Annotated in this window: 21 protein-coding genes; 7 read left to right on the top strand and 14 right to left on the bottom strand. The window is 69.5% G+C overall.

Going from position 1 to position 24,381, the window contains the following annotated elements:
* The first annotated feature begins 3 nt into the window (after positions 1-3).
* Genes LXT13_RS16685 through yghU form a run of 3 tightly spaced genes read left to right on the top strand, consistent with a single transcriptional unit; the run spans position 4 to position 2,923 of the window.
* Positions 4-435 carry a hypothetical protein gene (locus LXT13_RS16685; RefSeq protein WP_233373089.1) on the top strand — a complete coding sequence of 144 codons (432 nt, stop codon included), beginning with the start codon at positions 4-6 and terminating at the stop codon, positions 433-435.
* On the top strand, positions 432-2,039 hold the full coding sequence (locus LXT13_RS16680) for a sensor domain-containing diguanylate cyclase (RefSeq protein ID WP_233373088.1): 1,608 nt from the start codon (positions 432-434) through the stop codon (positions 2,037-2,039). The genes LXT13_RS16685 and LXT13_RS16680 overlap by 4 nt, the downstream gene beginning before the upstream one ends.
* A complete protein-coding gene (yghU, locus tag LXT13_RS16675; protein WP_233373087.1) occupies positions 2,036-2,923 on the top strand; it encodes a glutathione-dependent disulfide-bond oxidoreductase in 888 nt (295 codons plus the stop codon). The genes LXT13_RS16680 and yghU overlap by 4 nt, the downstream gene beginning before the upstream one ends.
* Positions 2,924-2,947: 24 nt before the next feature.
* Here the strand turns inward: yghU and LXT13_RS16670 are convergent, their stop codons facing one another.
* The 6 genes from LXT13_RS16670 to LXT13_RS16645 all read right to left on the bottom strand — a co-directional run bounded on the left by LXT13_RS16670 (position 2,948) and on the right by LXT13_RS16645 (position 9,105).
* A complete protein-coding gene (locus LXT13_RS16670) occupies positions 2,948-3,928 on the bottom strand; it encodes a succinylglutamate desuccinylase/aspartoacylase family protein (protein ID WP_233373086.1) in 981 nt (326 codons plus the stop codon).
* A complete protein-coding gene (locus LXT13_RS16665; RefSeq protein ID WP_233373085.1) occupies positions 3,925-4,758 on the bottom strand; it encodes a PIG-L deacetylase family protein in 834 nt (277 codons plus the stop codon). Before LXT13_RS16665 ends, LXT13_RS16670 begins: the two co-directional genes overlap by 4 nt.
* Positions 4,759-4,767: 9 nt before the next feature.
* Complete coding sequence (locus LXT13_RS16660) at positions 4,768-5,655, bottom strand: DMT family transporter (protein WP_233373084.1); 888 nt, start codon at positions 5,653-5,655, stop codon at positions 4,768-4,770.
* A 109-nt stretch (positions 5,656-5,764) separates the two neighbouring features.
* Positions 5,765-6,913 (bottom strand): esterase-like activity of phytase family protein, encoded by a 1,149-nt coding sequence (locus LXT13_RS16655; RefSeq protein WP_233373083.1) that lies wholly within the window; start codon positions 6,911-6,913, stop codon positions 5,765-5,767.
* Between the two features lie 15 nt (positions 6,914-6,928).
* The gene (gene aptA / locus LXT13_RS16650) at positions 6,929-8,245 is read right to left on the bottom strand and encodes an omega-aminotransferase AptA (RefSeq protein WP_233373082.1); all 1,317 of its coding nucleotides are present in this window, start codon (positions 8,243-8,245) and stop codon (positions 6,929-6,931) included.
* 83 nt (positions 8,246-8,328) lie between these two features.
* Positions 8,329-9,105 (bottom strand): ferritin-like domain-containing protein, encoded by a 777-nt coding sequence (locus LXT13_RS16645; RefSeq protein ID WP_233373081.1) that lies wholly within the window; start codon positions 9,103-9,105, stop codon positions 8,329-8,331.
* 41 nt (positions 9,106-9,146) lie between these two features.
* On the opposite strand from LXT13_RS16645, the gene LXT13_RS16640 reads away from it, so the two are divergent.
* The 4 genes from LXT13_RS16640 (at position 9,147) to LXT13_RS16625 (ending at position 14,985) form a co-directional block, all read left to right on the top strand.
* Positions 9,147-9,671 carry a gamma carbonic anhydrase family protein gene (locus LXT13_RS16640; RefSeq protein ID WP_233373080.1) on the top strand — a complete coding sequence of 175 codons (525 nt, stop codon included), beginning with the start codon at positions 9,147-9,149 and terminating at the stop codon, positions 9,669-9,671.
* Positions 9,668-10,618 carry an Hsp33 family molecular chaperone HslO gene (hslO, locus tag LXT13_RS16635; RefSeq protein WP_233373079.1) on the top strand — a complete coding sequence of 317 codons (951 nt, stop codon included), beginning with the start codon at positions 9,668-9,670 and terminating at the stop codon, positions 10,616-10,618. Before LXT13_RS16640 ends, hslO begins: the two co-directional genes overlap by 4 nt.
* Positions 10,619-10,706: 88 nt before the next feature.
* A complete protein-coding gene (locus LXT13_RS16630) occupies positions 10,707-14,342 on the top strand; it encodes a hypothetical protein (protein ID WP_233373078.1) in 3,636 nt (1,211 codons plus the stop codon).
* Positions 14,343-14,517: 175 nt separating this feature from the next.
* The gene (locus LXT13_RS16625) at positions 14,518-14,985 is read left to right on the top strand and encodes a hypothetical protein (RefSeq protein ID WP_233373077.1); all 468 of its coding nucleotides are present in this window, start codon (positions 14,518-14,520) and stop codon (positions 14,983-14,985) included.
* A gap of 19 nt (positions 14,986-15,004) precedes the next feature.
* On the opposite strand, the gene LXT13_RS16620 is transcribed toward LXT13_RS16625, so the two are convergent.
* The 8 genes from LXT13_RS16620 to LXT13_RS16585 form a co-directional block, all read right to left on the bottom strand.
* Positions 15,005-15,529, bottom strand: a complete 525-nt coding sequence (locus LXT13_RS16620; protein ID WP_233373076.1) for an AAA family ATPase — start codon at positions 15,527-15,529, stop codon at positions 15,005-15,007.
* On the bottom strand, positions 15,526-16,137 hold the full coding sequence (gene pnuC, locus LXT13_RS16615) for a nicotinamide riboside transporter PnuC (RefSeq protein ID WP_233373075.1): 612 nt from the start codon (positions 16,135-16,137) through the stop codon (positions 15,526-15,528). The genes LXT13_RS16620 and pnuC overlap by 4 nt, the downstream gene beginning before the upstream one ends.
* Complete coding sequence (locus LXT13_RS16610) at positions 16,137-16,442, bottom strand: septum formation initiator family protein (RefSeq protein ID WP_233373074.1); 306 nt, start codon at positions 16,440-16,442, stop codon at positions 16,137-16,139. The genes pnuC and LXT13_RS16610 overlap by 1 nt, the downstream gene beginning before the upstream one ends.
* 3 nt (positions 16,443-16,445) lie before the next feature.
* The gene (gene eno, locus LXT13_RS16605; RefSeq protein ID WP_233373073.1) at positions 16,446-17,732 is read right to left on the bottom strand and encodes a phosphopyruvate hydratase; all 1,287 of its coding nucleotides are present in this window, start codon (positions 17,730-17,732) and stop codon (positions 16,446-16,448) included.
* A gap of 94 nt (positions 17,733-17,826) precedes the next feature.
* Positions 17,827-19,095 carry a DUF3999 family protein gene (locus LXT13_RS16600; RefSeq protein WP_233373072.1) on the bottom strand — a complete coding sequence of 423 codons (1,269 nt, stop codon included), beginning with the start codon at positions 19,093-19,095 and terminating at the stop codon, positions 17,827-17,829.
* Complete coding sequence (locus tag LXT13_RS16595) at positions 19,076-21,769, bottom strand: DUF2339 domain-containing protein (protein ID WP_233373071.1); 2,694 nt, start codon at positions 21,767-21,769, stop codon at positions 19,076-19,078. Before LXT13_RS16595 ends, LXT13_RS16600 begins: the two co-directional genes overlap by 20 nt.
* A 66-nt stretch (positions 21,770-21,835) precedes the next feature.
* The gene (kdsA, locus tag LXT13_RS16590; RefSeq protein ID WP_233373070.1) at positions 21,836-22,693 is read right to left on the bottom strand and encodes a 3-deoxy-8-phosphooctulonate synthase; all 858 of its coding nucleotides are present in this window, start codon (positions 22,691-22,693) and stop codon (positions 21,836-21,838) included.
* Between the two features lie 2 nt (positions 22,694-22,695).
* Positions 22,696-24,345, bottom strand: coding sequence for a CTP synthase (locus LXT13_RS16585; protein WP_233373069.1), 1,650 nt, complete (start codon positions 24,343-24,345; stop codon positions 22,696-22,698).
* Between the last annotated feature and the right edge of the window lie 36 nt (positions 24,346-24,381).

Below are 24,381 nucleotides of genomic sequence, written 5' to 3'. Positions count from 1 at the left end.
ATGATGCTTCGCACGCTCCTCGCTGCTGCGTTGCTGGCGCTGGCCTCGCCGGCGTGGGCGGATTTCTTCGTCGTCGTGCACGCGAGCAACCCGCAGCGCAGCCTGACGCAGAAGCAGGCCGTGGATCTCTTCATGGGCCGGAGCCGGGCCTTCGCGAACGGCGAGTTCGCGTTGATCTTCGACCTGCCGCGCGACAACCCGCGGCGGACCGCCTTCTACGAGGCCCTCACTGGGCTCAGCGTCGCGCAGGTGAACAGCTACTGGTCGCGGCTGATGTTCTCCGGCCAGAGCGTGCCGCCGCAGGCGCTGCCCGACGAGGCCGCCATGGCCGGCGTGCTGCGTCGCAACCCCAGCGCGCTGGGCTGGCTCAGCAAGGAGCCCGGGGACCCGGGGCTGCGCACGGTGCTCGTCATCCGTGAGGCGGCTGCCAAATGACGCCACCCCCTCGTCGCCTGCGGGGCGGTAGCAGCCTGCAACTGCGCTTCATGAGCCTGGTCGTCCTCAGCGCGGTGTTGCTGGCGGTCGTGGCTGCCACGTTGGCGTACCAGTTGGGGCAGGCGCGCGCGCTGGCGAGCAGCCGCAACAACGTCGAGGTGCTGGCCACCGCCGTCGAGAAGACGCTGGCCATCGGCGCCTATGCCAAGGACGAAGTGCTGCTGCAGGAAGTGGCGGGCGGCCTGGCGCGCAACGAATTGGTGGACGCAGTGGAGGTCGTGGCGCTCGATGGCCGGGTGCTGGCCGGTGCGCGACGTGGCGGGGCGCCCGAGCGCCGCGCCACCACGTTGCTGACGCGCCCGTTGGCATCGCCGTTCGATGCCGGGGAGGTGCTGGGCCAGCTGCGCGTGCACCTCAACGACGCCAAGGTGCAGGCTGACGCCGACCGGGAGGCCTACACGCTGGCGGCAGCCATGGTCGGGCAGGCCGCATTGCTGGCGCTGGTGCTGTACCTGTTGGCGGCCCGCCTGGTGTCGCGTCCCATCGTGCGGTTGTCGCTGGCGCTGCGCCGCATGAAGCCGGGTCATGGCGAACGGCTGGAAACGCCACCGGACCATGCCGGTGACGAGATCGGCCTGCTGATCGACGGCGCCAACGAGTTGCTGGACTCCAACGAGCGTGCGCTGCTGACCGAACGCCGGCTGCGTGCCGAGGTTGAAGCCATGGAGGCGCAATACCGGCAGATCTTCGATTCCAGCAGCGCGGGCATCTTCGTGCTCGACGCGGAGAGCCGGCTCATCAACGGCAACCCCACCGTGTCGCGCGTCGTGGGCCTGACGATGGATGAGCTGCGGGCTGACGGCGACGTGGATTTCTTCGCCCGGGTATTTCATCGACCCGAGCAGGTGCGGCAGATGATCGACGAGGCGGCAGCGCGTGGCGAGACGGTGTCGGCCGACCTGGAACTGCAGACAGGCGACGTGCGCCGCTGGGTCCATTGCCTCATCTCCGTGCAGCCCGCGGGCGAGCGCACGGTTGAGGGCGTCATCTACGACATCACCGAGCGCAAGAGCGATGAGCACGCGATGCGCCGCCGCGCCGAGCACGATGCGCTGACGCAGCTGAAGAACCGGGCGGCTGGCATGGCAACGCTGGAGCGCTTTCTGGGTGACACGTGCTCGCGCGGCGGTGCGTTGTGCGTGGCCTGCGTGGACCTGGACGGCTTCAAGCAGATCAACGACATGCACGGCCATGCGGCCGGCGACGAGGTGCTGGTGGCATGCGCCGAGCGCATGCGCGCGGCTGTGCGCCGTTCGTCCGACCTCGTCGCGCGGCTGGGCGGCGACGAGTTCCTCATTGCGCTGCGTGACGTGGGCCCGATGGATGGGGTGCTGGCGCAGGTGATGGGCGATCTCATCGACGGCCTGTCTCGGCCGGTTATGTTGTCCACGGGCGAGGAAGTCAGCGTGGGCGTCAGCATCGGCGTGGCCTGCGTGCCCGTCCATGGCATCGGCTCACAGACGCTGGTGCGCGCGGCCGACGAGGCGCTTTATCACGTCAAGCGGAACGGCAAGCAGGCTTTTGCGCTAGCGTTGCCGCCATGACTGACACCACCTCACTCACACCCACACCCTACACCCCGCCCCAGGTCTGGATCTGGAACAAGGCCAACGGCGGCCAGTTCGCCAACATCAACCGCCCCATGGCCGGCGCGACGCACGAGTCCGAGCTGCCCGTAGGCCGGCATCCGCTGCAGCTGTATTCGCTGGGCACGCCCAACGGCGCCAAGGTCACCATCCTGCTGGAGGAGCTGCTGGCCGCCGGCCATGTGGGCGCCGAATACGACGCCTGGCTGATCCGCATTCAGCAGGGCGACCAGTTCGGCAGCGGCTTCGTCGCCGTGAATCCCAACTCCAAGATCCCGGCGTTGCTGGACCGCAGCGGGCCGGAAGCCGTGCGTGTGTTCGAGTCCGGCGCCATCCTCGTCTATCTGGCCGAGAAGTTCGGCCATGCCTTCCTGCCGACCGATCCGGCCGCGCGCGCCGAGACGCTGAGCTGGCTGTTCTGGCAGATGGGCAGCGCGCCCTTCCTGGGCGGTGGTTTCGGCCACTTCTATGCGTATGCGCCGACGAAGCAGGAGTACCCCATCGACCGCTACGCGATGGAGGTCAAGCGCCAGCTGGACGTGCTGGACCGGCTGCTGGCCGGGCGCCGCTACCTGACGGGCGACCAGTACACGGTGGCCGACATCGCCACGTGGCCGTGGTACGGCGCGCTGGTGAAGGGGCAGCTCTACGGCGCGGGCGAGTTCTTGTCCGTGCACGAGTACCGCCACGTCCTCCGCTGGGCCGACGAGATCGGCCAGCGGCCGGCGGTGCGGCGTGGCCGGATGGTCAACCGCACCTGGGGCGAGCCGGCCGAGCAACTGCACGAGCGGCACGATGCCAGCGACTTCGAGACGAAGACGCAGGACAAGCTCGCGCCGTGACGGCGCTCCGCCGGGCGACGAGGGTCAGCCTAGCACCCGGTCGCTCGGCCGCGCCAGGTAGAACCACTCCGTGCCCGGCTGCGACTTGACGTTCGGGAACACGATGCGTCCCTCGCTGGGCGCGAGCACTGCCTCGCCGCTGGCGCGCGTGCCGATCTGCTGGCCGCGCTTGATGGCATCGAAGCTGGCCCAGGCGTGCTCGAAGCTGTCGCCCATGTCCTCGCGGTCGATGACGTCGTAGAGCTGCAGAACCTCCGGCGGCTGGGCCGGCCGGTGCGGTTCGACCGCGGCGTCATCCAACATGCCCAGGAACACCAGTGTGCGAAGGATGGCCAGCCGCGCGACCTCGGGGCCGTTCGGGTCCAGGTGCTGCCCGCATTCCAGCGTGATGGCCCAGCCCCCGGTGGAGCGCATGTATTCGGTCGTGCCGACGCCGTAGTGCGGGTCGGAGATCAACTGGGCGCGGCGCGAGCCGTCGCTCTGGCGCTGCTGGCGGCGCTGCAGTCCCAGCGCATAGGTCGACAGCCAGCCTTCGACGATGCGGCTGACGCCCAGCCGCCCGGCCAGCGCCGATTCGGTGGCTTCCTGCGCGAAGGGTTCCAGCTCGCCGGTGTTGTTGCGCGGGCCGATCATCGCGAAGGCCTGGCCGGCGCTCTGGAAGCTGTGCAGGTCCAGGATGCCGTCGTGCTGCGCGATCAGCGGGCACAGCACGCGCGCGATGCGGTCCTCGAAGTCCTGTGCGATGACGGGCGGGCGCAGGTTGCGGTTGAGGTTGCGGTCGCCCTCACGACGGTCGAGCTGGTGGGCCAGCGGGTTGACGATGGGCACGAAGGTCAGCGTGCCGCGCCGTAGCGTCAGCTGACCGGCGTCCAGCTGGCGGGCGATCTCGGCCATCGCCTTCGTGCCGTGCACCTCGTTTCCGTGCACGGCGCTCGTTACGAGCAGGCGCGGGCCGGGCTGCAGGCCGGCGAACTGGTGAATGCGGAGGTGGGTCGGTCGGGTCATGGCTGGAGCATCCGGGAGGACAGGGCCTGGTCGGCCGGGAACACGCGGCGGGGCAAGTCGGCCACGGCCTGGCCGGCCCGGCAGGCGACGAGGCGGTACAGCGTGGCGTAGGCGAAGTCGGGCGGCGCTTCACCGGCGCCCAGCACCGTCTCGCCGCCGCGGCGCACTGCATCGGCCAGGAAGGCCGGCAGGCGCAGGTGGTAGGGGTTACGCTCGATCTCGCCGGCATGGCGCTCCAGCGCGGCGAGCAGCCGGGCGGTGTCGGCCACGTTCGTCTGCACAAGCGCATTCGGTGCGGCCTGCGTGGACCAGAACTCGGTGAGCGCCAGCACCGTGTCCAGCTTGGCGGCGGCCAGCGCCTCGACGACGAGACGGTTCACGCCTCGGTGGCTGGGGTTGTTGTCCAGCGCATGCGGCGTGAGGACGAGGTCGGGGCGGTGCTCGGCGAGCACGGCGGCCAGCGCGTCGATCTGCGCCGGCTGGATGGCATCGGCCCGCACATCCGACAGGCCTTCGGCACCGACGCCGATGCAGCCGAAGCCCAGCACGCCGCAGGCGTCCTGCAGCTCGGCCCAGCGCGCGGCGCGCCGTTGCGGATTGCTGCCGAGCGTCACTGCAACATTGGTGACGCGCCAGCCGGCTTCCTGCTGCAGGCGCAACGGCAGCGCGCCAACGATGCATTCGTCGTCCGGATGCGGCGCGAAGATCAGGCAGTGGCCGGGCCGGGCGTCCGGCGCGGGCAGGGCTTGGCGGTCGGGTGGGTTGCCGAGTAGCGCGGCGAAACGGGTCAGGTGCTCGCGCCAGCGCGCGAGATCGGCTTCGAGGGACATGCCGGCATCCTACCGACGCGCGCCGCGCCCCGGCCATGTCGCCAGCAGCACGCCGGCCAGTGCCAGCCCGTAGGCCAGCGCCTGCGGGCCGGACAGCGACTCGCCCATCAGCAGCCCGACGAGCGCCGTGCTGAGGGGCAGGAACACCATGAACACGCCGGCCTGGGCTGCGGGCAGGCCCTTCAGGCCGGCCATCCACAGCCAGACGGTGAAGACGCTGGCGGTGGCTGCGTAGTACAGCAGCAGGCCCCAGTGGTGCGGCTCGGGCGCCGTGAAGTCGAAGCTGGCCGCCTGCCACAGCGCCAGCGGCGACACCAGCACCAGGCCCCACAGATTGATCAGTGCGCTGATGCGCCGGGGGCTGAGGCCGGCCGTGAGCTTCTTGCCGATGACGACATAGCTGGCCTCGCAGAACACGGCGGCCACGAGCAGCGCAGCCCCTAGCGGCGAGGTGTCGGCACCGCCTTCGCGGCCGGCCGCGACGAGCGCGATGCCCGCGACGGCGCAGCCGATGCCGCCCCAGACGCGGCCGGTGGGCTTCTCTCGCAGCACCGCCCAGCTCAGTAGCGCGACGGCCGCGGGGATGCCGGCCATGATGACGCCGGCCACGACGGCCGAGCTCTGCCGCAGGCCGAACAGCATGCAGATGGAGAACAGGAAGTTGCCGAGGAAGGACTCCAGGAACAGCAAGCCGCGTGAGCGCGCGTCCAGCGGGGCTTCGTCGGCTGGCTTCCTGAGCCAGGGCAGCATCAGCACGGCGGCGGTGGCGAACCGGAGCCCGGCCAGTAGGAAGACGGGGAAGGCCGCCACCAGCAGCTTGGACAGCCCGACATAGCTGCCGATCAGGCTGGTGCTGGCGGCCAGCAGCGCATAGGCGCGCCAGGGAATGGGATGCATGTGATGCGGCGGGTGTGTGTCGGACCGGGCCCGGGCCGCCCACAAAGCCGGCCCGTCAGGCGATGTGCTGGCGGCTCGATGCCACGACCATCGCCATCTCCGCGAGAGGCTAGTCCAAGGTCAACGCGATGAACTGCGTGAACTGCTCGGGGTTGAAATTGTTGTCCGACACAAGGATCAGCGTGCGCTTGCCGTCCACGACGGGGCCTAGCGTCAGGCCTTCGATGTTGTCCACCGCCAGCACGCTGCCGTCATCGTTGGTCAGCGAGGACAGGTCCAGCAGCAGCTCGCGTTTGACGGGCACGACGTCACGGCCCTGGATGCTGGGCCAGCCCGACACGTCCGTCGCGCCGCGCGTGTCGATGCGGTAGAGCTTGATCGTGTTGCTCGTGGGCTTGCCGGTGACGGGTGAGCGACCCGGTGTCTCGGCGCCCACCGCATATGCGCGTTCGATGACGATGAACTCGGTGGCCGACAGCGCCAGCATGTCCGGCACGCCGTTGGTGGCGAAGCTGCCGGCCCTGGCGGGCGGGAAGGGCACAGGCCCCACGTCGTAGACGTACTCGGCGCCGGCGCGGCCGGTGTCCAGGTCGAACGACAGCAGACGCGCGCGGCTGCCCTTGCCGACGGCGGTGGGCGGGCTGTCCTGCGCCAGACCGTTCTCGGTCATGGTCCACAGCGTCTTGCCGTCGGGCGTGATGGCCACGCTCTCGAAAGCGAGGTTGTTGTAGACGCCCATGTCGCCCGGCTCCCGGCCGGAGGGGCTGCCGATGGGCAGGTAGTAGGCCGGCACGGGGAAGTCGCCGGCATAGCCGCCGTCCGGCTGCATTCGGCGCATCGTCGGGTTCTGCGTGGCACCGGCCTTGCGCTGACCCTCGTTGGCCCAGTAAATCAGGTGACGCCTGGGGTCCAGGCGCAGGCTTTCGGGGTCGACCATGTTGCGGCCGAAGGGCCGGCCGTCTGCGTCTAGCATCGTGGTCATGTTGACCCAGGCGACCCCGGCGTCGCCAGGCGTGGCGCTGCGGCTGAACTTGGACAGATCCAGCGTCAGCTCGTAGAAGCGCGCCGGACCGTATTCGCTGCGGTCATCGCTGATGGCGAGGTAGTGGCCCGTCGTCGGCACGTAGTCGATGCTGGACAGCCCGCCTACCGGTACGCCGTGGAAGCTGGCGCTGGTGGGCACGATCTGCTGGCCGAGATAGCCCAGGGTTTGCGCGTGGGCGGACCCTGCAATCAGCAGGGCGAGTAGCCATTTCATGGGGGAGCAGTTGTCTCAGGCGGCGCGCCGCAGCGCGGCCCGCAAGGTGTCGATGATGCGTGCGATGTGGCCGCTCTCGATGATGAGCGGCGGCGACAGCGCGATGGTGTCGCCCGTCGTGCGGATGAGCAGGCCCTGGTCCCAGCAGTCCAGGAAGATGTCGAACGCGCGCTTGGCGGGCTGGCCGTCCAGCGGCTTCAGCTCGATGCCGCCGACCAGGCCGATGTTGCGGATGTCGATCACGTTGGGCTCGTCGCGCAGCGAGAGCAGCGCCTGCGCGAACTCGGCCTCCATCGAGGCGGCGCGCGTCAGCAAGCCGTCCTCGGCGTAGGTATCCAGCGTCGCCAGGCCGGCGGCGCAGGCCAGCGGGTGGGCGGAGTAGGTGTAGCCGTGAAAGAACTCGATGAGGTGTTCCGGCCCTGTCATGAAGGTGTCGTGGATCTTCTGCTGCGCGATGACCGCGCCCATCGGCACGCAGCCGTTGGTCAGGCCCTTGGCCACCGTCATCAGGTCGGGCGTCACGCCGAAGGTCTGGGCCGCGAAGGGCTGGCCCGTCCGGCCGAAACCGGTGATGACCTCGTCGAAGATCAGCAGAATGCCGTGCTTGTCGCAGATGTCTCGCAGCCGCTGCAGATAGCCCTGGGGCGGGATCAGCACGCCGGTGGAGCCTGCTACGGGTTCGACGATGACGGCCGCGATGGTGCTGGCGTCGTGCAGCGCGACGAGGCGCTCCAGGTCGTCGGCGAACTCGGCGCCGTGCGCGGGTTGGCCGACGGTGAAGGCGTTGCGCGCGGCGTCGTGCGTGTGGCGGATGTGGTCCACGCCGGCCAGCAGGCTGCCAAACATCTTGCGGTTGGCCACCATGCCGCCCACCGAGATGCCGCCGAAATTGACGCCGTGGTAGCCGCGCTCGCGGCCGATGAGGCGGGTGCGGGCACCTTCACCGCGCACGCGGTGGTATGCGATGGCCATCTTCAGCGCCGTCTCGACGGACTCGGAGCCGGAGTTCGTGAAGAAGATGCGGTTGAGGCCCGCGGGCGTCAGCCGTGCCAGCCGGTCGGCCAGCTCGAAGGCCTTGGGATGGCCCATCTGGAACGGCGGCGCGAAGTCCAGCTCCGCCGCCTGGTTCTGGATGGCCTGCACGATGCGCGGCCGGTTGTGGCCCGCGTTGACGCACCACAGGCCAGCGATGCCGTCCAGCACCTCGCGGCCCTTGTCGTCGCGGAAGAACATGCCATCCGCCCGCGTCAGCAGGCGCGGCGCCTGCTTGAACTGCCGGTTGGCGGTGAACGGCATCCAGTAGGCGTCAAGGCGGGACGCGTCGGCACTCATGCGGGTCTCCGGGCGGGTGGTGAAGCGGTAATTCTGACAGGTTGGTCAGATTGTGGCGTCCAGGCGGGCCGGGGCGATGCGGGTCAACCCAGCGCGGCGAGTTCCTCGTCCGTGAAGCCGGCGGCGCGTCTGGCCGCCAGGTTGAACGGTGCGCGCAGCCGCGGCGCCTGGTGGCGCGCAGCCAGCTCGGCGTAGGTCGTGACCGGATCCAGCCCGCGCTGCTCGCACAGGAAGCGGTACCAGCGGTTGCCAGCGGCCACATGGCCGATCTCGTCGCGCAGGATGACGTCGAGGATGGCGCCGGCGCGCTTGTCGCCGGCGCCCACCAGCTTGGCGCGCACGCCCGGCGAGGCGTCCAGGCCGCGGGCTTCCAGCGTGCGCGGTACGAGGGCGATGCGGGCCAGCAGATCGTGTTTCGTGCGCTCGGCCATGTCCCACAACGCGTTGTGGGCGTCGAAGCGGCCGTAGTCGAAGCCCAGTGCCAGCAGGTGATCGCGCAGCAGCGTGAAGTGCGTGGCCTCCTCCTGCGCGATGCGGAGCCAGTCGCGGTAGAACGCCTCCGGCATGCCTGGGAAGCGCCAGCAGATGTCCAGCGCCAGGTCGATGGCGTTGAGTTCGATGTGGGCGATGGCATGCACCAGCGCCGCGACGCCGGCCGGCGTGTTCAGTGGCGGGGGCTTTAGCGTGGTGTGGGCCACGAGGCGAGGGAGCTCGGGCCGGCCGGGGATGCCGGCGGGCTCGGCGAGCAGCGCGTCGGCATCGATAGGCGCGGCAGCGTCCAGTGTCAGCGTGGCTTGCGCCTTGGCGGGCGCATCGGCAATCAGCAGCGGGCCGAGCGTGGCCAGGCGGAGGTCGGACATCGGTGAATTTTAGAATCGCCGGTTTTGACGGGAGGCCTGCGATGGCGATCTACCAGCTCGACGACCACCTCCCCGAGGTGCCGGCATCCGCGTTCGTCGCCGACAGCGCCGAGGTCATTGGCCGCGTGACGCTCGGCGAGGGCGTCAGCATCTGGTTCAACGCGGTGCTTCGCGGCGACAGCGACACGCTGACCATCGGCGCCGGCTCCAACATCCAGGACGGCTCGGTGCTGCATGCCGACCATGGGTTCCCGCTGGTGCTGGGCGAGAACGTCACCGTGGGTCATCAGGTCATGCTGCACGGCTGCGCGGTCGGCGACGAAAGCCTCATCGGCATCGGGGCCATCGTCTTGAATGGCGCCCGCATCGGCCGCAATTGCATCGTCGGTGCGGGTGCGCTCGTCACCGAGGGCAAAGAGTTCCCCGACGGCTCGCTGATCGTCGGCGCGCCGGCCAAGGTCGTGCGCGAGCTGACCGAGGCGCAGATCGCGGGGCTGAAGGCCAGCGCCGCCCATTACGTCAACAACGGCCGCCGGTATGCCGCCGGCCTGAAAAGAATCCGATGAGTGAATTGCACAAGTTCCTGTTTGACGGCCTGCCGGTGCGAGGCATGCTGGTGCGGCTGACCGAGTCGTGGCGCGAGGTGCTGTCGCGCCGCGAGCCCGGCCACGAATACCCGCCCGAGCTGCGCGACCTGCTCGGTGAGATGAGCGCCGCGGCCGTGCTGATGCAGGCCAACATCAAGTTCAACGGCTCGCTGGTGCTGCAGGTGTTCGGTGACGGCCCCGTCAAGCTGGCGGTGGCGGAGGCGCAGCACGACCTGACGTTCCGCGTGACGGCCAAGTGCGTGGGCGGCGTTCAGCCCGGCGCGACGCTGGAGGCAATGATGAACCTGCACGGCCAGGGCCGCTGCGCGATCACGCTGGACCCCAAGGACCGCCTGCCCGGCCAGCAGCCGTACCAGGGCGTCGTGCCGCTGCACGGCGACCAGCGCGAGCCGCTGCAGAAGATGAGCGAGGTGCTGGAGCACTACATGCTGCAGTCCGAGCAGCTGGACACCAAGCTTGTGCTCGCGGCCAACGGCGACATCGCCGCGGGTCTATTGATCCAGCGGCTTCCGGTGGAGGGCGAGGGCAACCTTGAGGGCCGCCGCAACGAAGACGACATCGGCCTGTCGGACGCTTTCAACCGCATCTCGATGCTGGCCGCCACTTTGACGGCCGAGGAACTGCTGACGCTGGACGCCGACACCGTGCTGCGCCGATTGTTCTGGGAGGAGACGGTCACCCGCTTCGAGCCGCAGACGCCGCGCTTCGCCTGCACCTGTTCGCGCGAGCGCGTGGGGCAGATGCTGCTGGGCCTGGGCCGCGAGGAGGCCGACAGCGTGCTGGCCGAGCGGGGCGACATCGAGATCGGCTGCGACTTCTGCGGTCGGCACTATCGCTTCGATGCTGTGGACGTGGGCGCCTTGTTCGCGCCGGGCAGCCAGCCCGAGGGCGGCACGCTGCAGTAGCCGACCCGCAACGTGCGCCTCATGCACTGTGAGGATGCGGCGCCGTCCGGTCATTGACGCGATCTTGTCGAGCTGACACCTTGCCGGCTTGACCCGCGAACACGCGGGACGGGAGCGGGCGATGGCAGAGGCCAAGGGCGGCATTGGCGGGTTTCCGTGGGCGAGCGCGGCCGTGCTGGTCGCCTTCGTGGCCAGCACGCAACTGGTGCCGCATGCGTTCGAGCCGCTGCGGCCGGCCGAGAAGCCGCGCGCGCTGGCGCCGCTGGACCCGGAGCTTGAGGTCAACGCCCGGCTGTGGGAGGACCCTTTCGCGGCGTTGCGCCGTTATGAAGGCGAGCGCGCCGAGCGCTGCGAGCGCTTTCGCAAGCAGGCGTCTAAGGACACCGACGTGGACTGCCTGGACCGCGTGGCCGAGGTGCGGGACCCGCACCGCATGCTCGCCAAGCTGGACCGCGACCACGACCAGAGCCTGGATGACACGCTCATCGTGCTGGGCCTGCTGCCGGGCGCCGACTTCGTCGGCGCCGAGGAGGCCCGTCGCCGGCTGCGTTACGCCACGCTGGCCGGCCTGCTGTCGATGGACTACGTGCCCGACAACGCCGAGCGGCTGAGCCTGCTGGAGTTCGACCTGCTGCCGCCGGCCGTCGCCGCCAGTGCGCCGGCCAAGGCGAAGACGCTGGCCCTGGCTGACAGCCCTGCCGACAAGGCCAGCGCCCCGCCGGCCGCGCCGGCTTCAGCGGCCAGCGCGCCGGCCAAATCGACGGAGCGCTTCGTCGTGCCGTACGAGCTGCTGTCGCAACGCACCGGGCCTCGCGACAAGCCGGGCAAGGGAGGTCGATCCCGCTACGCGCAGGTTGCGGTGCTGTGGGTGGACGAGAACTCGCTGCCGCAGCGCAAGCTCGACTCGCTGGCGCGCGTGACCGAGCAGGTCATGGGGGCGAAGGCACGCAACACCGCCAGCCCGAAGTTCAACGATGGCCGCCCGCCGCACCTGGCCGTCATCGGCCCTTCGTCGACCGACGCACTGCGCACCGCGCTGGCCGACTTGCGTTGCGCGGCCGACCGCGCGCTCGTGCCGGCCGGCGCCAGCTCGCCGGCTGCCGAGCGTTGTGCCCCGCCGGGACAGCCGGAGGGCCTGGCGCTGCCGGAGGATGTGAAGAATGGCTACAGGCTGCTGTCGTGGGCGGAGTTCTACAACTCCGCCTCCACGGCCCCCAACCGCATGTTGGCCGAGCTGAACAAGCAGGACCTCGATGCCTTCGTCACCGAGCAGTTCAGCCAGATCACCCAGGAGAACCGGTCGGTCGTACTGCAGCGCACGGTCGGCAACGATGGCGAACTGATCCGCCGGCTCGACGTCGAGATCCGCCAGCGGCTGTCGCCCAGCAGCCAGCGCCGGGTTGTCATCGTGGCTGAGCGGGACTCGCTTTACGCGCAGTCGCTGGTGGCCGAGCTGCAATACCGGCTGGCCCAGGGCGGCAACGACCAGCTCAAGCCCGAGGTCGTGTATTTCTTCCGCGGGCTGGACGGCGTGACCACGCGTGAGACCACCACTGCCACCCCGGTCGCCGCCAAGCCGTCCACCACGCTGGAGTGGCCGGAGAGCCGGGACCAGCTCGACTACCTGCGCCGCCTCGGCGCCGAACTCAAGCGCAGTGAAACCGACCCCCGGCTGCCGCCGATCGGCGCCATCGGCATCTTCGCCAATGACGTGCATGACAAGCTGCTCGTGCTGCAGGCACTGCACGAGGACTTCTCGGACCGCATGTTCTTCACGACGGACATGGATGCGCGCTACCTGCACCCGCGCACGCAGGCCTTCACGCGCAACCTCGTCGTGGCCAGCAGCCTGCCGTTGGCGTTCTACGCGCCGCCGCCGCAGTCCAGGCAGGCCCAGGAGCGTGGCGAGTCCCCGCCGCTCAACCTGCAGGCCGGCACGCCGCCGCTGCGCGACATCTACCAGACCAGCACCTACGTCGCAGCGCGACGTGCCGGCTGCCGCGACGAGGGCTGCAAGCAGCGCGAGCGTGAGGCGTTGGAGAAGGTGCTGGAGAAGCCGTCGCTGTACGAGATCGGGCGCAGCAACGCCGTGCCGCTGGACGGCTATGCGCTGCAGGCGCGGCCGCCCGGCAGCAACACCAGCCGCATGCTGGTGGCCGCGTTGCTCGTCGTGCTGACAGGCACGATGCTGCTGGTGTGGCCGTCCACGCCGGCCATCAAGCAGGCCAGGCGTGTCTTCCTTCGCGTGCCGACGCCGACCAATCAGCCGCAGATGGACATGACGGCGATCGTGCTGGTGGCCTTGCATGCGGGACTGTTCTCGTACGTGCTGGCCAGCCTCATTGAGTTCGTGCTGCCCAGCCGCCTCGATTTCATCCATGCGCTGCTGCTGGCGAGCCTGGCGGCCTTCAGCGCGCTGCTGGCCGTGTTGCCCGCGCTGCTGTCCGCCCGCCGGGAAGAGCCGCCACCAGCGCCACAGCCGGCGGGCGTGGACCGGCTGCACCTCGTTGTGCTGCTGATGATGGCGGGCGGGTGGCTGGCACTGGCCTGGCCGACCGAAGGCTGGCACAGCGACGAACTCTGCAGCACCTGCGAGCCGGTCGCCTGGCTAGAGGGCGTCAGCGCCTGGCCGTCGCATCTCATCCATCTGCTGGCGCTGTTCACCATCTTCTGGACGCTGGACTGGGCCTGGGCCTGCACTTTGCAGCGCCTGCGCGAAGACTCGGTCTGGCTGGGCCTGCAGCGCACCGCGCCGACGGCCGTCTCGCGCAGCACGTTGCGCCATCTGGCCAAAGGCTGGTTCACGCACGTGAGCGTGCTGTTCTGGCGGCCGGGCGTGGGTTACAGCTGCGACTTCAGCCAGCTGTGGCGGGAATACGGTGATCGCGGCGAAGCCCGGCCACGGGCCGCCCGGGTGCTGGTGTGGTTCGTCGTGACGATCTGCCTCGTCGGGCTGCTGTTCCTCGGCTTGTCCGAAGGGCAGATCCCGGAAGTTCCGGTGCGCGGCAAGGAGCACCGCCAGATCGTCAAGGCCACGCTCTACGTCATCCTGCTGATGCTGCCGCTGCTCATCGTGGCCGTGGCCGATGCCATCTTGCTGCTGACGCGCTTCGTACGCCACCTCAACGCCGGCCGCAGCTTCTACCCTGACGCGACCATCGAGATGTTCGCCCGTTCGCTCGGCGAAGAGCACCAGGCGCTGTGGTCCCATCGCTTCAACGCCCGGCCCGAAGAGCGGACTAAAGCCGAAGGCGGCTTTCCGAGGCACACATTGCTGGACGACTGGATCGACGTGCAGGTGGTGGCCCGCCGCAGCGCGCCGGTCGCCCGGCTCGTCATCGGACCTTTCGTCGTGCTGGCGCTGCTGGTCGTTGCGCGAAGCCGGCTGTTCGACAACTGGGCGCTGACGCCTGCCATCGCCGTGGCCGTGAGCGTCTACGTGCTGGCGCTGATCAGCCTGGCCTTCCTGCTCAAGCAGGCAGCCGAGAACACGCGGCGGCGGGCGCTGGAGTCCATGCAGGCCGACCTGCGCTGGCTGGCCGGCAGCGGCAAGCCGATGAGCGATCTGGTCGAGCCCTACAAGCGGCTCATCGCGCAGATCGAGAACGAGCAGCGCGGCGCGTTCGCGTCGTTCTTCGATCAGCCGCTGCTCAAGGCCATGCTGGTGCCGCTGGGCGGGGCGGGCGGCACGCAGCTGTTCGACTACCTGCTGCTCGGCCGATGAGTGCGGCAGTCTCTGGCAAGTCCGGGGCCCGCCCGCGGCGGCTTTGTCCCGCTTCCATACGATGGTGTTCCCGCGCGGCGCGACTAGTGTTGAAGGGAGCCCGGTGCACAGCTCGTGCGCCGGGTTCAGCGATCCGGCATCGCCTGGAATGCCGACCCCTTCGGAGCTTGTCACGATGAATCTCGATCAACGACTGCTGGCCATCATCGGCCGCCGCCTGCCCGCCATCTACGATGTGATCCCGCGCGGCCCGCAGGGCCTGGCCGGGCTGCACGAGCGCGTCAACGCTGCAGCCCTCAATCCGCAGCCGCTGCCGCCCGAGGCGCTCGGTGCGGCGCTTGCCCAAGAGTTCGCCCACACGGCATGGACGGCAGACCGGCTGGGCCTGGCCTGGAAGAACGTGGCACAGGACCTGGACGACTGGTGCCCCACGCGGCCGCACAAGATCAAGTTCCCGATCCACTGGCCGCCCATCCCCGAGCCCGATCCGCAACCGAACTGGCTTGCCGGGTTGCACCTCGGCTTTGCTGCCAAGCTGTCGGCCATCTCCGCCGACAACCCCAGCCTCGCAGCCACGCTGGACCGCGCGATCAACCGCTCGATTGACGCGATCTCTCAGCTGCAGGACGTGGTCAAGCGCTGACGGCGCGCCAGCCGCCTGTTCAGCCCGCCGGAGTCATCATGGCGCGCAGGGCTTGCAGTGCTGCCGCGACGCGCGCGTCGTCGCTGCCGCGGATGTCCACCCAGGGAAGGCCGTGGGCATCCAGCGCCGCGCGCAGCCGGGCGTCGAAGCGCGCCCGCACCTCGGGCCCGTCGCGCTGGATGCCATCGGCCTGCCAGGGCAGGTCGGGCGCGCACAGCAGCGTTAGGTCGCAGCGGCGCTGGAAGGCCACGGCCGGTGCCATCAGCGAGTCGTCGTCGAAATAGTGCTGGCTGCACAGCGCGGTGATCATGGGCGTCGTGTCGCAGAACACCACGGCATGCCGGCAGGCGGCGGCCTCTATGCGCGCGGCCTGCTCGTTGGCGATGTGGGCCTGCTCGTACTGCAGTGGCGTGCGGTTGTGCGTGTCGCACCACTCGCGCAGGTATTCGCTGACGAAGCCGCCGCCGCAATGCGCGGCGAGCGCCTCGGCCAGCGTCGTCTTGCCGGTGCACTCGGCGCCCAGCAGCGCGACTAGGCGACTCACGCCTGCCTCCAGGCACGCCAGCCGATGACGCTCATCGGGATGAAGCCGGCGTAGAGCACGACCGTCAGCCAGTAGCCCTTGATGCCGAACAGCACGACGCTGACCGTATTGACGACGATCCACGTCGGCCAGTTCTCTTCGTACTTGCGCGCCAACAGCCATTGGCCCAGCAGGCTGGCGACGGTGGGGAAGGCGTCCCAGTAGGGCAGGGGGCTGTCTGTGAACCGGGCGAGGAACCAGCCCAGCAGCGGCCACGCCGCCAGCGTCAGCAGCGCGGGCCCGGCCAAGCCGCGCAGGCCCAGGCGCCGCACGGTCAGCGCCCGGCCCTCGCGCGTGCGACCGAAGCGCCACTGCCACCCGCCCCAGACGGCCAATGCGGCGAACAGCAGCTGCAGGCCGGCCTCACCGTAGAGCTTGCCATCCCAAAAGAATGCGAAGTACAGCAGCGAGCTGATGAAGGCCAGCGGCCACGCCAGTGGGTGGACGCGCATGTTGCACACCACCATCCACACGGCCAGCGCGAAGGCCATCAGTTCCAGCCACGACACGGGGCTGCCAAAAGCAGTGAAGGCAGGCGCCAGCAGCGCCGCCCAGAGGTCGGCCAGCATCAGCGCCTGACGGTGGAGGCCGCGAGCGGCGCCGCGGTGGGGGCGGCGGGCACGAAAACCTCGTCCGCCTTGATCATGCCCAGCTCGAAGCGGGCCTTCTCCTCGACCATCTCCAGGCCCTCACGCAGGTCGCGCAGTTCCGCCTGGAGCTGCGCATTGCGTGCACGGGCCTGCTCGTTGTCAGCCTGTGCGGCTGCCACCTCCTCCCGGAGGTGCGCCACATAGGGAATGCTGCCCCGGCCCGTCCAGAGCTGGGCTTGGATGGCCACCAAAAAGATGGCCAGGACCAGGGCTAGCGCCTTCAACGCTTACTTGAGGTTGTAGAACGCAGCGCGGCCCGGGTAGACCGCCACGTCGCCCAGGTCTTCTTCAATGCGCAGCAGCTGGTTGTACTTGGCCATGCGGTCAGAGCGCGACAGCGAGCCGGTCTTGATCTGGCCGGCGTTCAGGCCGACCGCGATGTCCGAGATGGTGCTGTCTTCGGTCTCGCCAGAGCGGTGCGACACGACGGCGGTGTAGCCGGCGCGCTTGGCCATCTCGATGGCGGCGAAGGTCTCGGTCAGCGTGCCGATCTGGTTGATCTTGATCAGGATCGAGTTGGCGATCCCCTTCTGGATGCCTTCCTGCAAGATCTTGGTGTTCGTGACGAACAGGTCGTCGCCAACGATCTGCACGTTCTTGCCCAGGCGATCGGTCAGGATCTTCCAGCCGTCCCAGTCGCCTTCGGCCATGCCGTCTTCAATGGAAATGATGGGGTACTTGTCGACCCAGGTGGCCAGCATGTCGGTCCACTGCTGCGAGGTCAGCTGAATGCCGCCTTCGCCTTCGAGCACGTACTTGCCGTCCTTGTAGAACTCGCTGGCGGCGCAGTCCAGGCCGATGGCGATCTGTTCGCCCGCGGTGTAGCCGGCCTTCTCGATGGCCTGCAGGATCAGCTGGATGGCCGCCTCGTGACTCTCGACGCTGGGGGCGAAGCCGCCCTCGTCACCGACGGCCGTGGAGATGCCCTTGTCGTGCAGGATCTTCTTCAGCGCATGGAACACCTCTGCACCCCAGCGCAGCGCTTCGCGGAACGAAGGCGCGCCCACGGGGATGATCATCAGCTCTTGCAGGTCGAGCGAGTTGTTGGCGTGCGCACCACCGTTGATGACGTTCATCATCGGCACGGGCAACTGGTTGCCGTTCATGCCGCCGAAGTAGCGGTACAGCGGCAGGCCGGACTCTTCGGCAGCGGCGCGGGCCACGGCCATCGACACGGCCAGCATCGCGTTGGCGCCCAGGCGGCTCTTGTTCTCAGTGCCGTCCAGGTCGATCAGCGTCTTGTCGAGGAAGGCCTGCTCGGAAGCGTCCAGGCCCAGCACGGCTTCGCTGATCTCGGTGTTGATGTGCTCGACCGCCTTCAGCACGCCCTTGCCGAGGTAACGGCCCTTGTCGCCGTCGCGCAGTTCGATGGCTTCGCGGCTGCCGGTGGACGCGCCGGACGGCACGGCGGCACGGCCCATGACGCCGGACTCCAGCAGGACGTCGCACTCGACGGTGGGATTGCCGCGGCTGTCGAGGATTTCTCGGCCGACGATGTCAACGATGGCGCTCATTCAGGGTCTCCAGGAGGTAAAAAATTCGGGCGGGCGCAGTGTGCCGAAGGACGGTTACCGTGTCAGAACAAGCGACCGGCGCAGCCTTGCGAGTTTAAGTGCTGCGTTCCTCGACGGGCCCCTGCCGCCACAGCCGCCACGTCACGCCGCCCAGCACGGCGGCGCCCAGCGACAGCACTGCCCACAGCAGCAGACGGCGCGGTGGCAGCGCGGTGGAGGCTGAGACGGCGGCATCGGCTGCGAACGCTCCGAGTGATGCAGCGCCCAGGAGCGACCGCTCGCGAGGCCAGTCGGGCACCACCTCGGCCAGCGGTCGCGGCCCGCCGTCCTGACCGGTGGCGCCCACGCGCAGCGAGAACGGCGGCTCGCCCTGTGCGGCCCAGACGAGGCGGACGCGGCGCAGCGTCCAGTCCAGCCTCAGCGTGCCGGCAGGCGGCAGTGCGGTGCCGGGCGGAGGCAGCAGCCGCAGTTCGCCGGCGTCCAGCGGCAGCGTGAGTGCCGGTGCCAGGTCGGCCGGGGCGCCGGCCCGTTCGACGCGGTAGAACACGGGCCGCGCGACGGTCTGCCAGGTTGCCTTGGGCGCGGGACGCGTCTGCACCTGCACGGGCAGCACCCAGGTGCCTTGCGTGCCCGACAGACGCAGGCTGAGCAGCGGCTGCGGCCCGCCCAGCGGCACGACCCAGCCGCCGTCGGCATCCGGCGCCGGCAGCGGCGCCGAGCCGGTGAGCTGTTGCGGCACCCGTCCTGCCGGTGCCGCCAGCAGCATGGCGCCGTCGGGCTGGACGCTACTGGGCGCGTCGTCCCACAGTAGGCGCAGGTAGCGCCGCGGCCGGTCGGGCAGCGCCACGAGCGGCTGGCTCAGCGGCGCGCCGTCGGCATGGCGCAGGCCCAGCAACTGGCCGGTGGCCAGCGGTTGCCAGTGCTGCAGGTCGGCACTCGTCTCCAGCCGGTAGCCGGCCTGGAAAGAGACAGTGTCGGCCGGCCAGCGCAGGCGTAGCTGCTGAGGTTCGCCTTGCCAGTCCGCGGGCTCGCCCAAGTCCAGCAACCACCCGGCGGGTGCCTTGTTCGGCGGTGCCGACGCGGATACCGGGGCCGGCGGGAGCGCGAACAGCTTCAGCTCGCGCTCGGGCGGTGCAGTCTGGGCGTCGTCGGGCACGAGTGCAAACGGCACGCGGCGCCCCTGGGCATCCAGCAGCTGCCAGTCGCGCAGGTCGGAGGCCAGGCTGTGCCGCCAGACATCGGCGCCAGGGTCCAGCATGACGAAAGGTGCGGGTCGGGTGACTTCGACGGCTGCCAGGTACGGCGCGGCGCCGGCCGACGTGGCGGCCAGTGCCGCAAGCAGTTCAATGACGAGGCGTTTCATGACGTTCCGTCGTGGCGGCGCCGGGCAGCGGCGCAACATAGCCGATCACCAGCATCAACACGCCCACGCCGATGAAGGACACGATGCGCAGTACCGTGCCGCTGCCTTGTAGGTCGATCAGCATCAGCTTCAGCACGACGGCGCCTAGCAGCACCGCGCCGGCGAGCCACGGCACGCGCTGCCCGCGGCGCGTGCCCAGCAGCATCAGCACCAGCGCCAGCGCGCTCCACAGCAGCGCGAGGCCCGTCTGCACGCCGCGCGAGGCCAGCCAGCCGTCGAGGTGATAGGGCACGCCGCCCCAGTGGTGGAAGCAGCGGATCAACATGCCGTTGAGCCACAAAAAAGCCAGCGACGCCGGCACCGCCAGCGTCGATGGCGGCAGGCGCAGTGCAGCGGCGGCCGGGCCGCGCAGCCAGGTGACCACGGCCAGCAGCGCCGCGGCGATGCCGAGGTCCAGCGGGCTCAGCAACGGTACGTAGGGCAGCGGCTGGGCGCTGCCGGGGCTTGCCCAGTTGGCCACCAGCGCCCAGACGGAGAGCGCGAGGCTCAACAGGCCAGCGCCGGTTTGCGCATAGGCCTCGGGCGCCAGGCGCAGCGGCCAGGCCTGCTGGGCAGGCGCATGACGCTGCTGGCGCAGCACGGCCGCCAGCAGCAGCGTAGGCACAACCAGCCAGCCCAGCCAGCCCCATGCGCTGCCGGCGTCGCCGAAGTCGGCCGTCCAGTGCCGGGCCTCCAACGCGCCCAACAAGGCCACGGCCAGCAGGCTGCCGGCGTGCGTGGCATGGCGCAGCGGCGCTGGCCAGTGCGGCGCGGTGGCGTGTAGCACCCGGGCCTGTGCGAGCAGCGCCAGCGGAAGCGCCCAGACGCCACCGGCCTGCAGCGGCGCGCCGTGCACGACCGCGCCCCACGCGCCGAGCAGCGTCCAGGCCGGCAGCAGCACGGCCGTGGGCCAGGCCACCACGGGCCAGCGCCACAGCGCCTGCAGGCCCAGCAGCGCGGCACTGCCGGCGGCGACGAAGGCCAGGGCCGCGGCCCAGCGCTGCGGCTCCGGCACCCAGTGCCGCAGCACGACAGCCGCCGCCACCCCCAGCCACAGCGTGCCCCAGCTCACCATGGCGAAGGCGGCCGGTGCATGCCAGCGGCGGCCGTCCATGCGGCTCAGGCAGCGCGCGGCACCCAGGCCGGCGGCGGCGATCAGCAGTGCGTTTAACAGCTGCGAGGCGGCTCGCGTGCCGTCCGTGCTGGCGAGCGGCAGCGATGCCGCCAGCGTTAGGCCGCCTAGCAGGACCAACGCCAGGCCGCTGCCCAGCACGCGCAGCCGCTGCTGGCGCAGGCCCAGCCACACGGCGCCCAGGCCTTCCAGCGCCCAGGCGCCGGCTGTGGCCTCGGCGCTCAACGCGAACGGGATGACAAGCGTGCCGAACACAGCCGCCAGCGCGATGAAGGCCTCGAAGACGAGGCCATGCGCGGCACGCCGCCGCGCCCAGGCGGCCAGGCCCGCATAGCCGCTGCCGATGACGAGCGCCGCCACGGCGATGGCCATCGCATCGGGCCGCAGCAGCGCGTACTGCATCGCGCCGCCGAAGACCGGTACGCCGAACAGCAGCGTGGACTGCAGCCAGCGCCCCGCCGGCTGCGCGTGCCGGCCGGGCATCAACAGCACGGCGGTGAACAGCAGCCAGAACGCGACGAGGAAGCCCTGAGCCACCCCGTAGTCCGCGGGCGTGTAGCCGGTTAGCCCCCAGGCGCTGGCGATTAGCGCCGTAAAGCCGAACGCGACGAGGTTGAGCCGCGGCCAGTGCTTGAACCATGCGACGAGCGCCACGCCCAGTCCCAGCACGAAGTCATAGCCAAGCAGCATCGCGATGCTGCCGCCGCCGGTGGACAGCAGCAGTGGCGTCGCATAGCCGCCCATGGCCGCGACGACGGCCAGCGCCTGCGCGTCCTGGCGCACGGCCAGCAGCGCCGCCAGCAGCGAGACGGTCAGCATCAGCGCGAAAACCAGCGCTAGCGGCTGCAGGCCGGCCAGTTTCACGGCCGCGAACAGCGTCAGGTAGACAACGGCGACACCGCCACCCTGCAGCAGCAGGCCATAGCCGCGCGAGTGCAGCCGCAACCGCCAGCCGATGGCCAGCAGCGCGACGCCGGTCGCGCCGATGCCGGCCAGGCGCACTTCCAGCGGCAGCGTGACGTTCTCGGCGGCGAAGCGTGCCAGGAAGACCAGGCCCAGGAACAGCATCGCCAGCCCGACCTTGACGATGGTGTTGGCGGCCGCCAGGCGCTGCGCCCAGGCCGGCATCGGTACGGGATGGCGTGGCGGGCGGGCCGGAGGCGGCGGAAACATGGGCTGGGGCGTCGCCCCGGGCACCGGCATCGCGGCTGGTGGTGTCGTGATCAGCGGCGCAACGGGCTGCGGCCGCGGTGCCACAGCTTCGGTCGTCGGCGGGACCACAGGCTGCCCGGGGACGGGCCGCACATCGGCCGTCGGCATGGCGCTGGATCGGGCGGATGCCGGGCGGGCGGCCAGTTGTCGTTCCAGCTCGGCGATGCGCCGGCCCTGCAGCACCTGCTGCCAGCCCAGCCAGCCGATGACCGCGCCGAGCAGCGCGCCGCCGAAGTTCTCCGACGCCAGACCGCCGAACAGGGCGCCCAGCAGCAGGGCGAGCAGCTGCATGGCTGTCAGGCGCCAGCGGACAGCATCGACAACACCTCGGTCCGACGCATCCTCATCGCTGGAGCGTCAGCAGGAGAAGTCGTTCTCGAGCAGCGGCTGCTGCTTGACGATGCGGTCCAGCGCGACGAGCTGCGTCAACAGCGTCTTCATGTGCTTGAGCGGCACGGCATTGGGGCCGTCGCTGAAGGCCTCGGCCGGGTTAGGGTGGGTCTCCATGAAAAGGCCTGCCACGCCGACACCGACGCCCGCTCGGGCCAGCACTGGCACCATCTCCCGCACGCCGCCGCTGGAGCCACCCAGGCCGCCGGGCTTCTGCACCGAGTGCGTCACGTCGAACACCACCGGCGCGCCGGAGTTGCGCATCTCGGCCAGGCTCGTCATGTCGGCCACGAGGTTGTTGTAGCCGAAACTGACGCCACGTTCGCAGGCCAGGAAGCGGTCCTCGCTGAGGCCCACTTCCGCTGCAGCGGCGCGTGCCTTGTCGATGACATTTTTCATGTCCCAGGGCGCGAGGAACTGGCCCTTCTTGATGTTGACCGGCTTGCCGCTCTGCGCCACGGCGCGGATGAAGTCCGTCTGGCGGCACAGGAAGGCGGGCGTCTGTAGCACGTCGACGACCGCGGCCACTTCGGCCACTTGCGTGGCGTCGTGCACGTCGGTCAGCACCGGCAGGCCGGTCTGGCGACGCACCTCGTCGAGGATCTTCAGGCCGGCATCCATGCCGACACCGCGCTTGGACGTGCCGGACGAGCGGTTGGCCTTGTCGAACGAGCCCTTGTAGATCAGCGGAATGCCGAGTGAGTCGCAGGCTTCCTTCAGCAGGCCGGCGACGTCCAGCGTGATCTGCAGGCCCTCGATGGAGCAGGTGCCGGCGATCAGGAAGAAGGGCTTGTCGAGGCCAACGTCGTATCCGCAGAGCTTCATGGTCAGGCTGCCTGGTGTTTGTGATCGAGCGCGGCCTTGATGAAGGCCGTGAAGAGCGGGTGGCCGCCCCATGGCGTGGACTTGAACTCGGGATGGAACTGCACGCCGACGAACCAGGGGTGCACCTCACGCGGCAGCTCGACCATCTCGGTCAGCTTCTCGCGCTGCGTGATGGCCGAAATGACGAGGCCAGCCTTGGTCAGGCGGTCCAGGTAATGTTCGTTGGCCTCGTAGCGGTGGCGGTGGCGCTCGGTGACGATGGGGCCGTAGATGTCATAGGCCAGCGTGCCGGTCTTGACGTCGGAGCTCTGCGCGCCCAGGCGCATCGTGCCGCCGAGGTCGCTGTTGGCATCGCGCTTCTGGATGCTGCCGTCGGCGTCCTGCCATTCGTCGATCAGCGCGATGACAGGGTGGGGCGTGTCGGGCTCGAACTCGGTGGAGTTCGCGCCTTCGAGGCCTGCCATGTGGCGGGCGTACTCGATGGTCGCAACCTGCATGCCGAGGCAAATGCCGAGGTAGGGCAGTTTGTGCTCGCGGGCGTATTGCGCCGCAAGGATCTTGCCCTCCACGCCGCGCTTGCCGAAGCCGCCGGGCACGAGGATGGCGTCGTACTGCGCGAGGCTGGAGACCGTCTCGGGCGTCAGCGTCTCGCTGTCGACATACTCGATCTTCACGCCGGCATGGTTGTGGATGCCGGCGTGGCGCAGCGCCTCGTTGAGCGACTTGTACGAGTCCGACAGGTCGGTGTACTTGCCGCACATGGCGATGGTGAGCTGCTCCTTTGGGTTCTCGACCTCATAGACGAGGTTGTCCCAGCGCTTCAGGTCCGCGCTCTTGGTGTTGAGCTGGAGCTTGGTGCAGATGAGCTGGTCCAGACCCTGCTCGTGCAGCACTCGCGGGACCTTGTAGATCGTGTTCACGTCCCACATCGAGATCACGCCGTACTCGGGCACGTTCGTGAACAGCGAGATTTTCTCGCGCTCGTCGTCGGGGATGCGGCGGTCGGCGCGGCACAGCAGCGCGTCGGGCTGGATGCCGATCTCGCGCAGCTTCTGCACCGTGTGTTGCGTGGGCTTGGTCTTCAGCTCGCCGGCGGCGGCGATCCACGGCACGTAGGTCAGGTGGACGAAAGCGACGTTGTTCGGGCCGGCCTTCAGGCTCATCTGCCGCGCGGCTTCGAGGAAGGGCAGGGATTCGATGTCGCCCACCGTGCCGCCGATTTCCACGATCGCCACGTCCACCGCCTCGGGCGTGCCCTGGCCGGCACCGCGGCGGATGAACTCCTGCATCTCGTTGGTGATGTGCGGGATCACCTGCACGGTCTTGCCGAGATAGTCGCCGCGGCGTTCCTTCTCCAGCACGGACATGTAGATCTGCCCGGTGGTGAAGTTGTTGGCCTTCTTCATCCGCGTGGTGATGAAGCGCTCGTAGTGGCCGAGGTCCAGATCGGTCTCGGCACCGTCGTCGGTGACGAACACCTCGCCGTGCTGGAACGGCGACATCGTGCCGGGGTCGACGTTGATGTAAGGGTCCAGCTTGATGAGAGTGACTTTGAGGCCGCGCGATTCGAGGATGGCAGCCAGGGAGGCCGACGCGATGCCCTTGCCCAAGGAGGACACCACACCGCCGGTGACGAAGACGTATTTGGTCATGTCTTGCAGCAGCCCAGACCAGGCTGCTGTGGTGGG

This window comes from Pelomonas cellulosilytica (genome assembly GCF_021353265.1).
Classification (GTDB): domain Bacteria; phylum Pseudomonadota; class Gammaproteobacteria; order Burkholderiales; family Burkholderiaceae_C; genus Pelomonas; species Pelomonas cellulosilytica.
This window is presented reverse-complemented; position numbering and strand designations above follow the sequence as displayed.

Bases quoted from the DNA above. Each gene is read 5' to 3' on its own strand.
- eno (WP_233373073.1), bottom strand. From the start codon at position 17,732: ATGAGCGCCATCGTTGACATCGTCGGCCGAGAAATCCTCGACAGCCGC.
- LXT13_RS16600 (WP_233373072.1), bottom strand. From the start codon at position 19,095: ATGAAACGCCTCGTCATTGAACTGCTTGCGGCACTGGCCGCCACGTCG.
- LXT13_RS16655 (WP_233373083.1), bottom strand. From the start codon at position 6,913: ATGAAATGGCTACTCGCCCTGCTGATTGCAGGGTCCGCCCACGCGCAA.
- aptA (WP_233373082.1), bottom strand. From the start codon at position 8,245: ATGAGTGCCGACGCGTCCCGCCTTGACGCCTACTGGATGCCGTTCACC.
- LXT13_RS16595 (WP_233373071.1), bottom strand. From the start codon at position 21,769: ATGCAGCTGCTCGCCCTGCTGCTGGGCGCCCTGTTCGGCGGTCTGGCG.
- LXT13_RS16670 (WP_233373086.1), bottom strand. From the start codon at position 3,928: ATGACCCGACCGACCCACCTCCGCATTCACCAGTTCGCCGGCCTGCAG.
- pnuC (WP_233373075.1), bottom strand. From the start codon at position 16,137: ATGCTGGCCGACCTCTGGGCGGCGCTGCTGGCGCCTGCCTTCACTGCT.
- LXT13_RS16660 (WP_233373084.1), bottom strand. From the start codon at position 5,655: ATGCATCCCATTCCCTGGCGCGCCTATGCGCTGCTGGCCGCCAGCACC.
- LXT13_RS16665 (WP_233373085.1), bottom strand. From the start codon at position 4,758: ATGTCCCTCGAAGCCGATCTCGCGCGCTGGCGCGAGCACCTGACCCGT.
- LXT13_RS16625 (WP_233373077.1), top strand. From the start codon at position 14,518: ATGAATCTCGATCAACGACTGCTGGCCATCATCGGCCGCCGCCTGCCC.
- LXT13_RS16645 (WP_233373081.1), bottom strand. From the start codon at position 9,105: ATGTCCGACCTCCGCCTGGCCACGCTCGGCCCGCTGCTGATTGCCGAT.
- kdsA (WP_233373070.1), bottom strand. From the start codon at position 22,693: ATGAAGCTCTGCGGATACGACGTTGGCCTCGACAAGCCCTTCTTCCTG.
- yghU (WP_233373087.1), top strand. From the start codon at position 2,036: ATGACTGACACCACCTCACTCACACCCACACCCTACACCCCGCCCCAG.
- LXT13_RS16685 (WP_233373089.1), top strand. From the start codon at position 4: ATGCTTCGCACGCTCCTCGCTGCTGCGTTGCTGGCGCTGGCCTCGCCG.
- LXT13_RS16640 (WP_233373080.1), top strand. From the start codon at position 9,147: ATGGCGATCTACCAGCTCGACGACCACCTCCCCGAGGTGCCGGCATCC.
- hslO (WP_233373079.1), top strand. From the start codon at position 9,668: ATGAGTGAATTGCACAAGTTCCTGTTTGACGGCCTGCCGGTGCGAGGC.
- LXT13_RS16680 (WP_233373088.1), top strand. From the start codon at position 432: ATGACGCCACCCCCTCGTCGCCTGCGGGGCGGTAGCAGCCTGCAACTG.
- LXT13_RS16585 (WP_233373069.1), bottom strand. From the start codon at position 24,345: ATGACCAAATACGTCTTCGTCACCGGCGGTGTGGTGTCCTCCTTGGGC.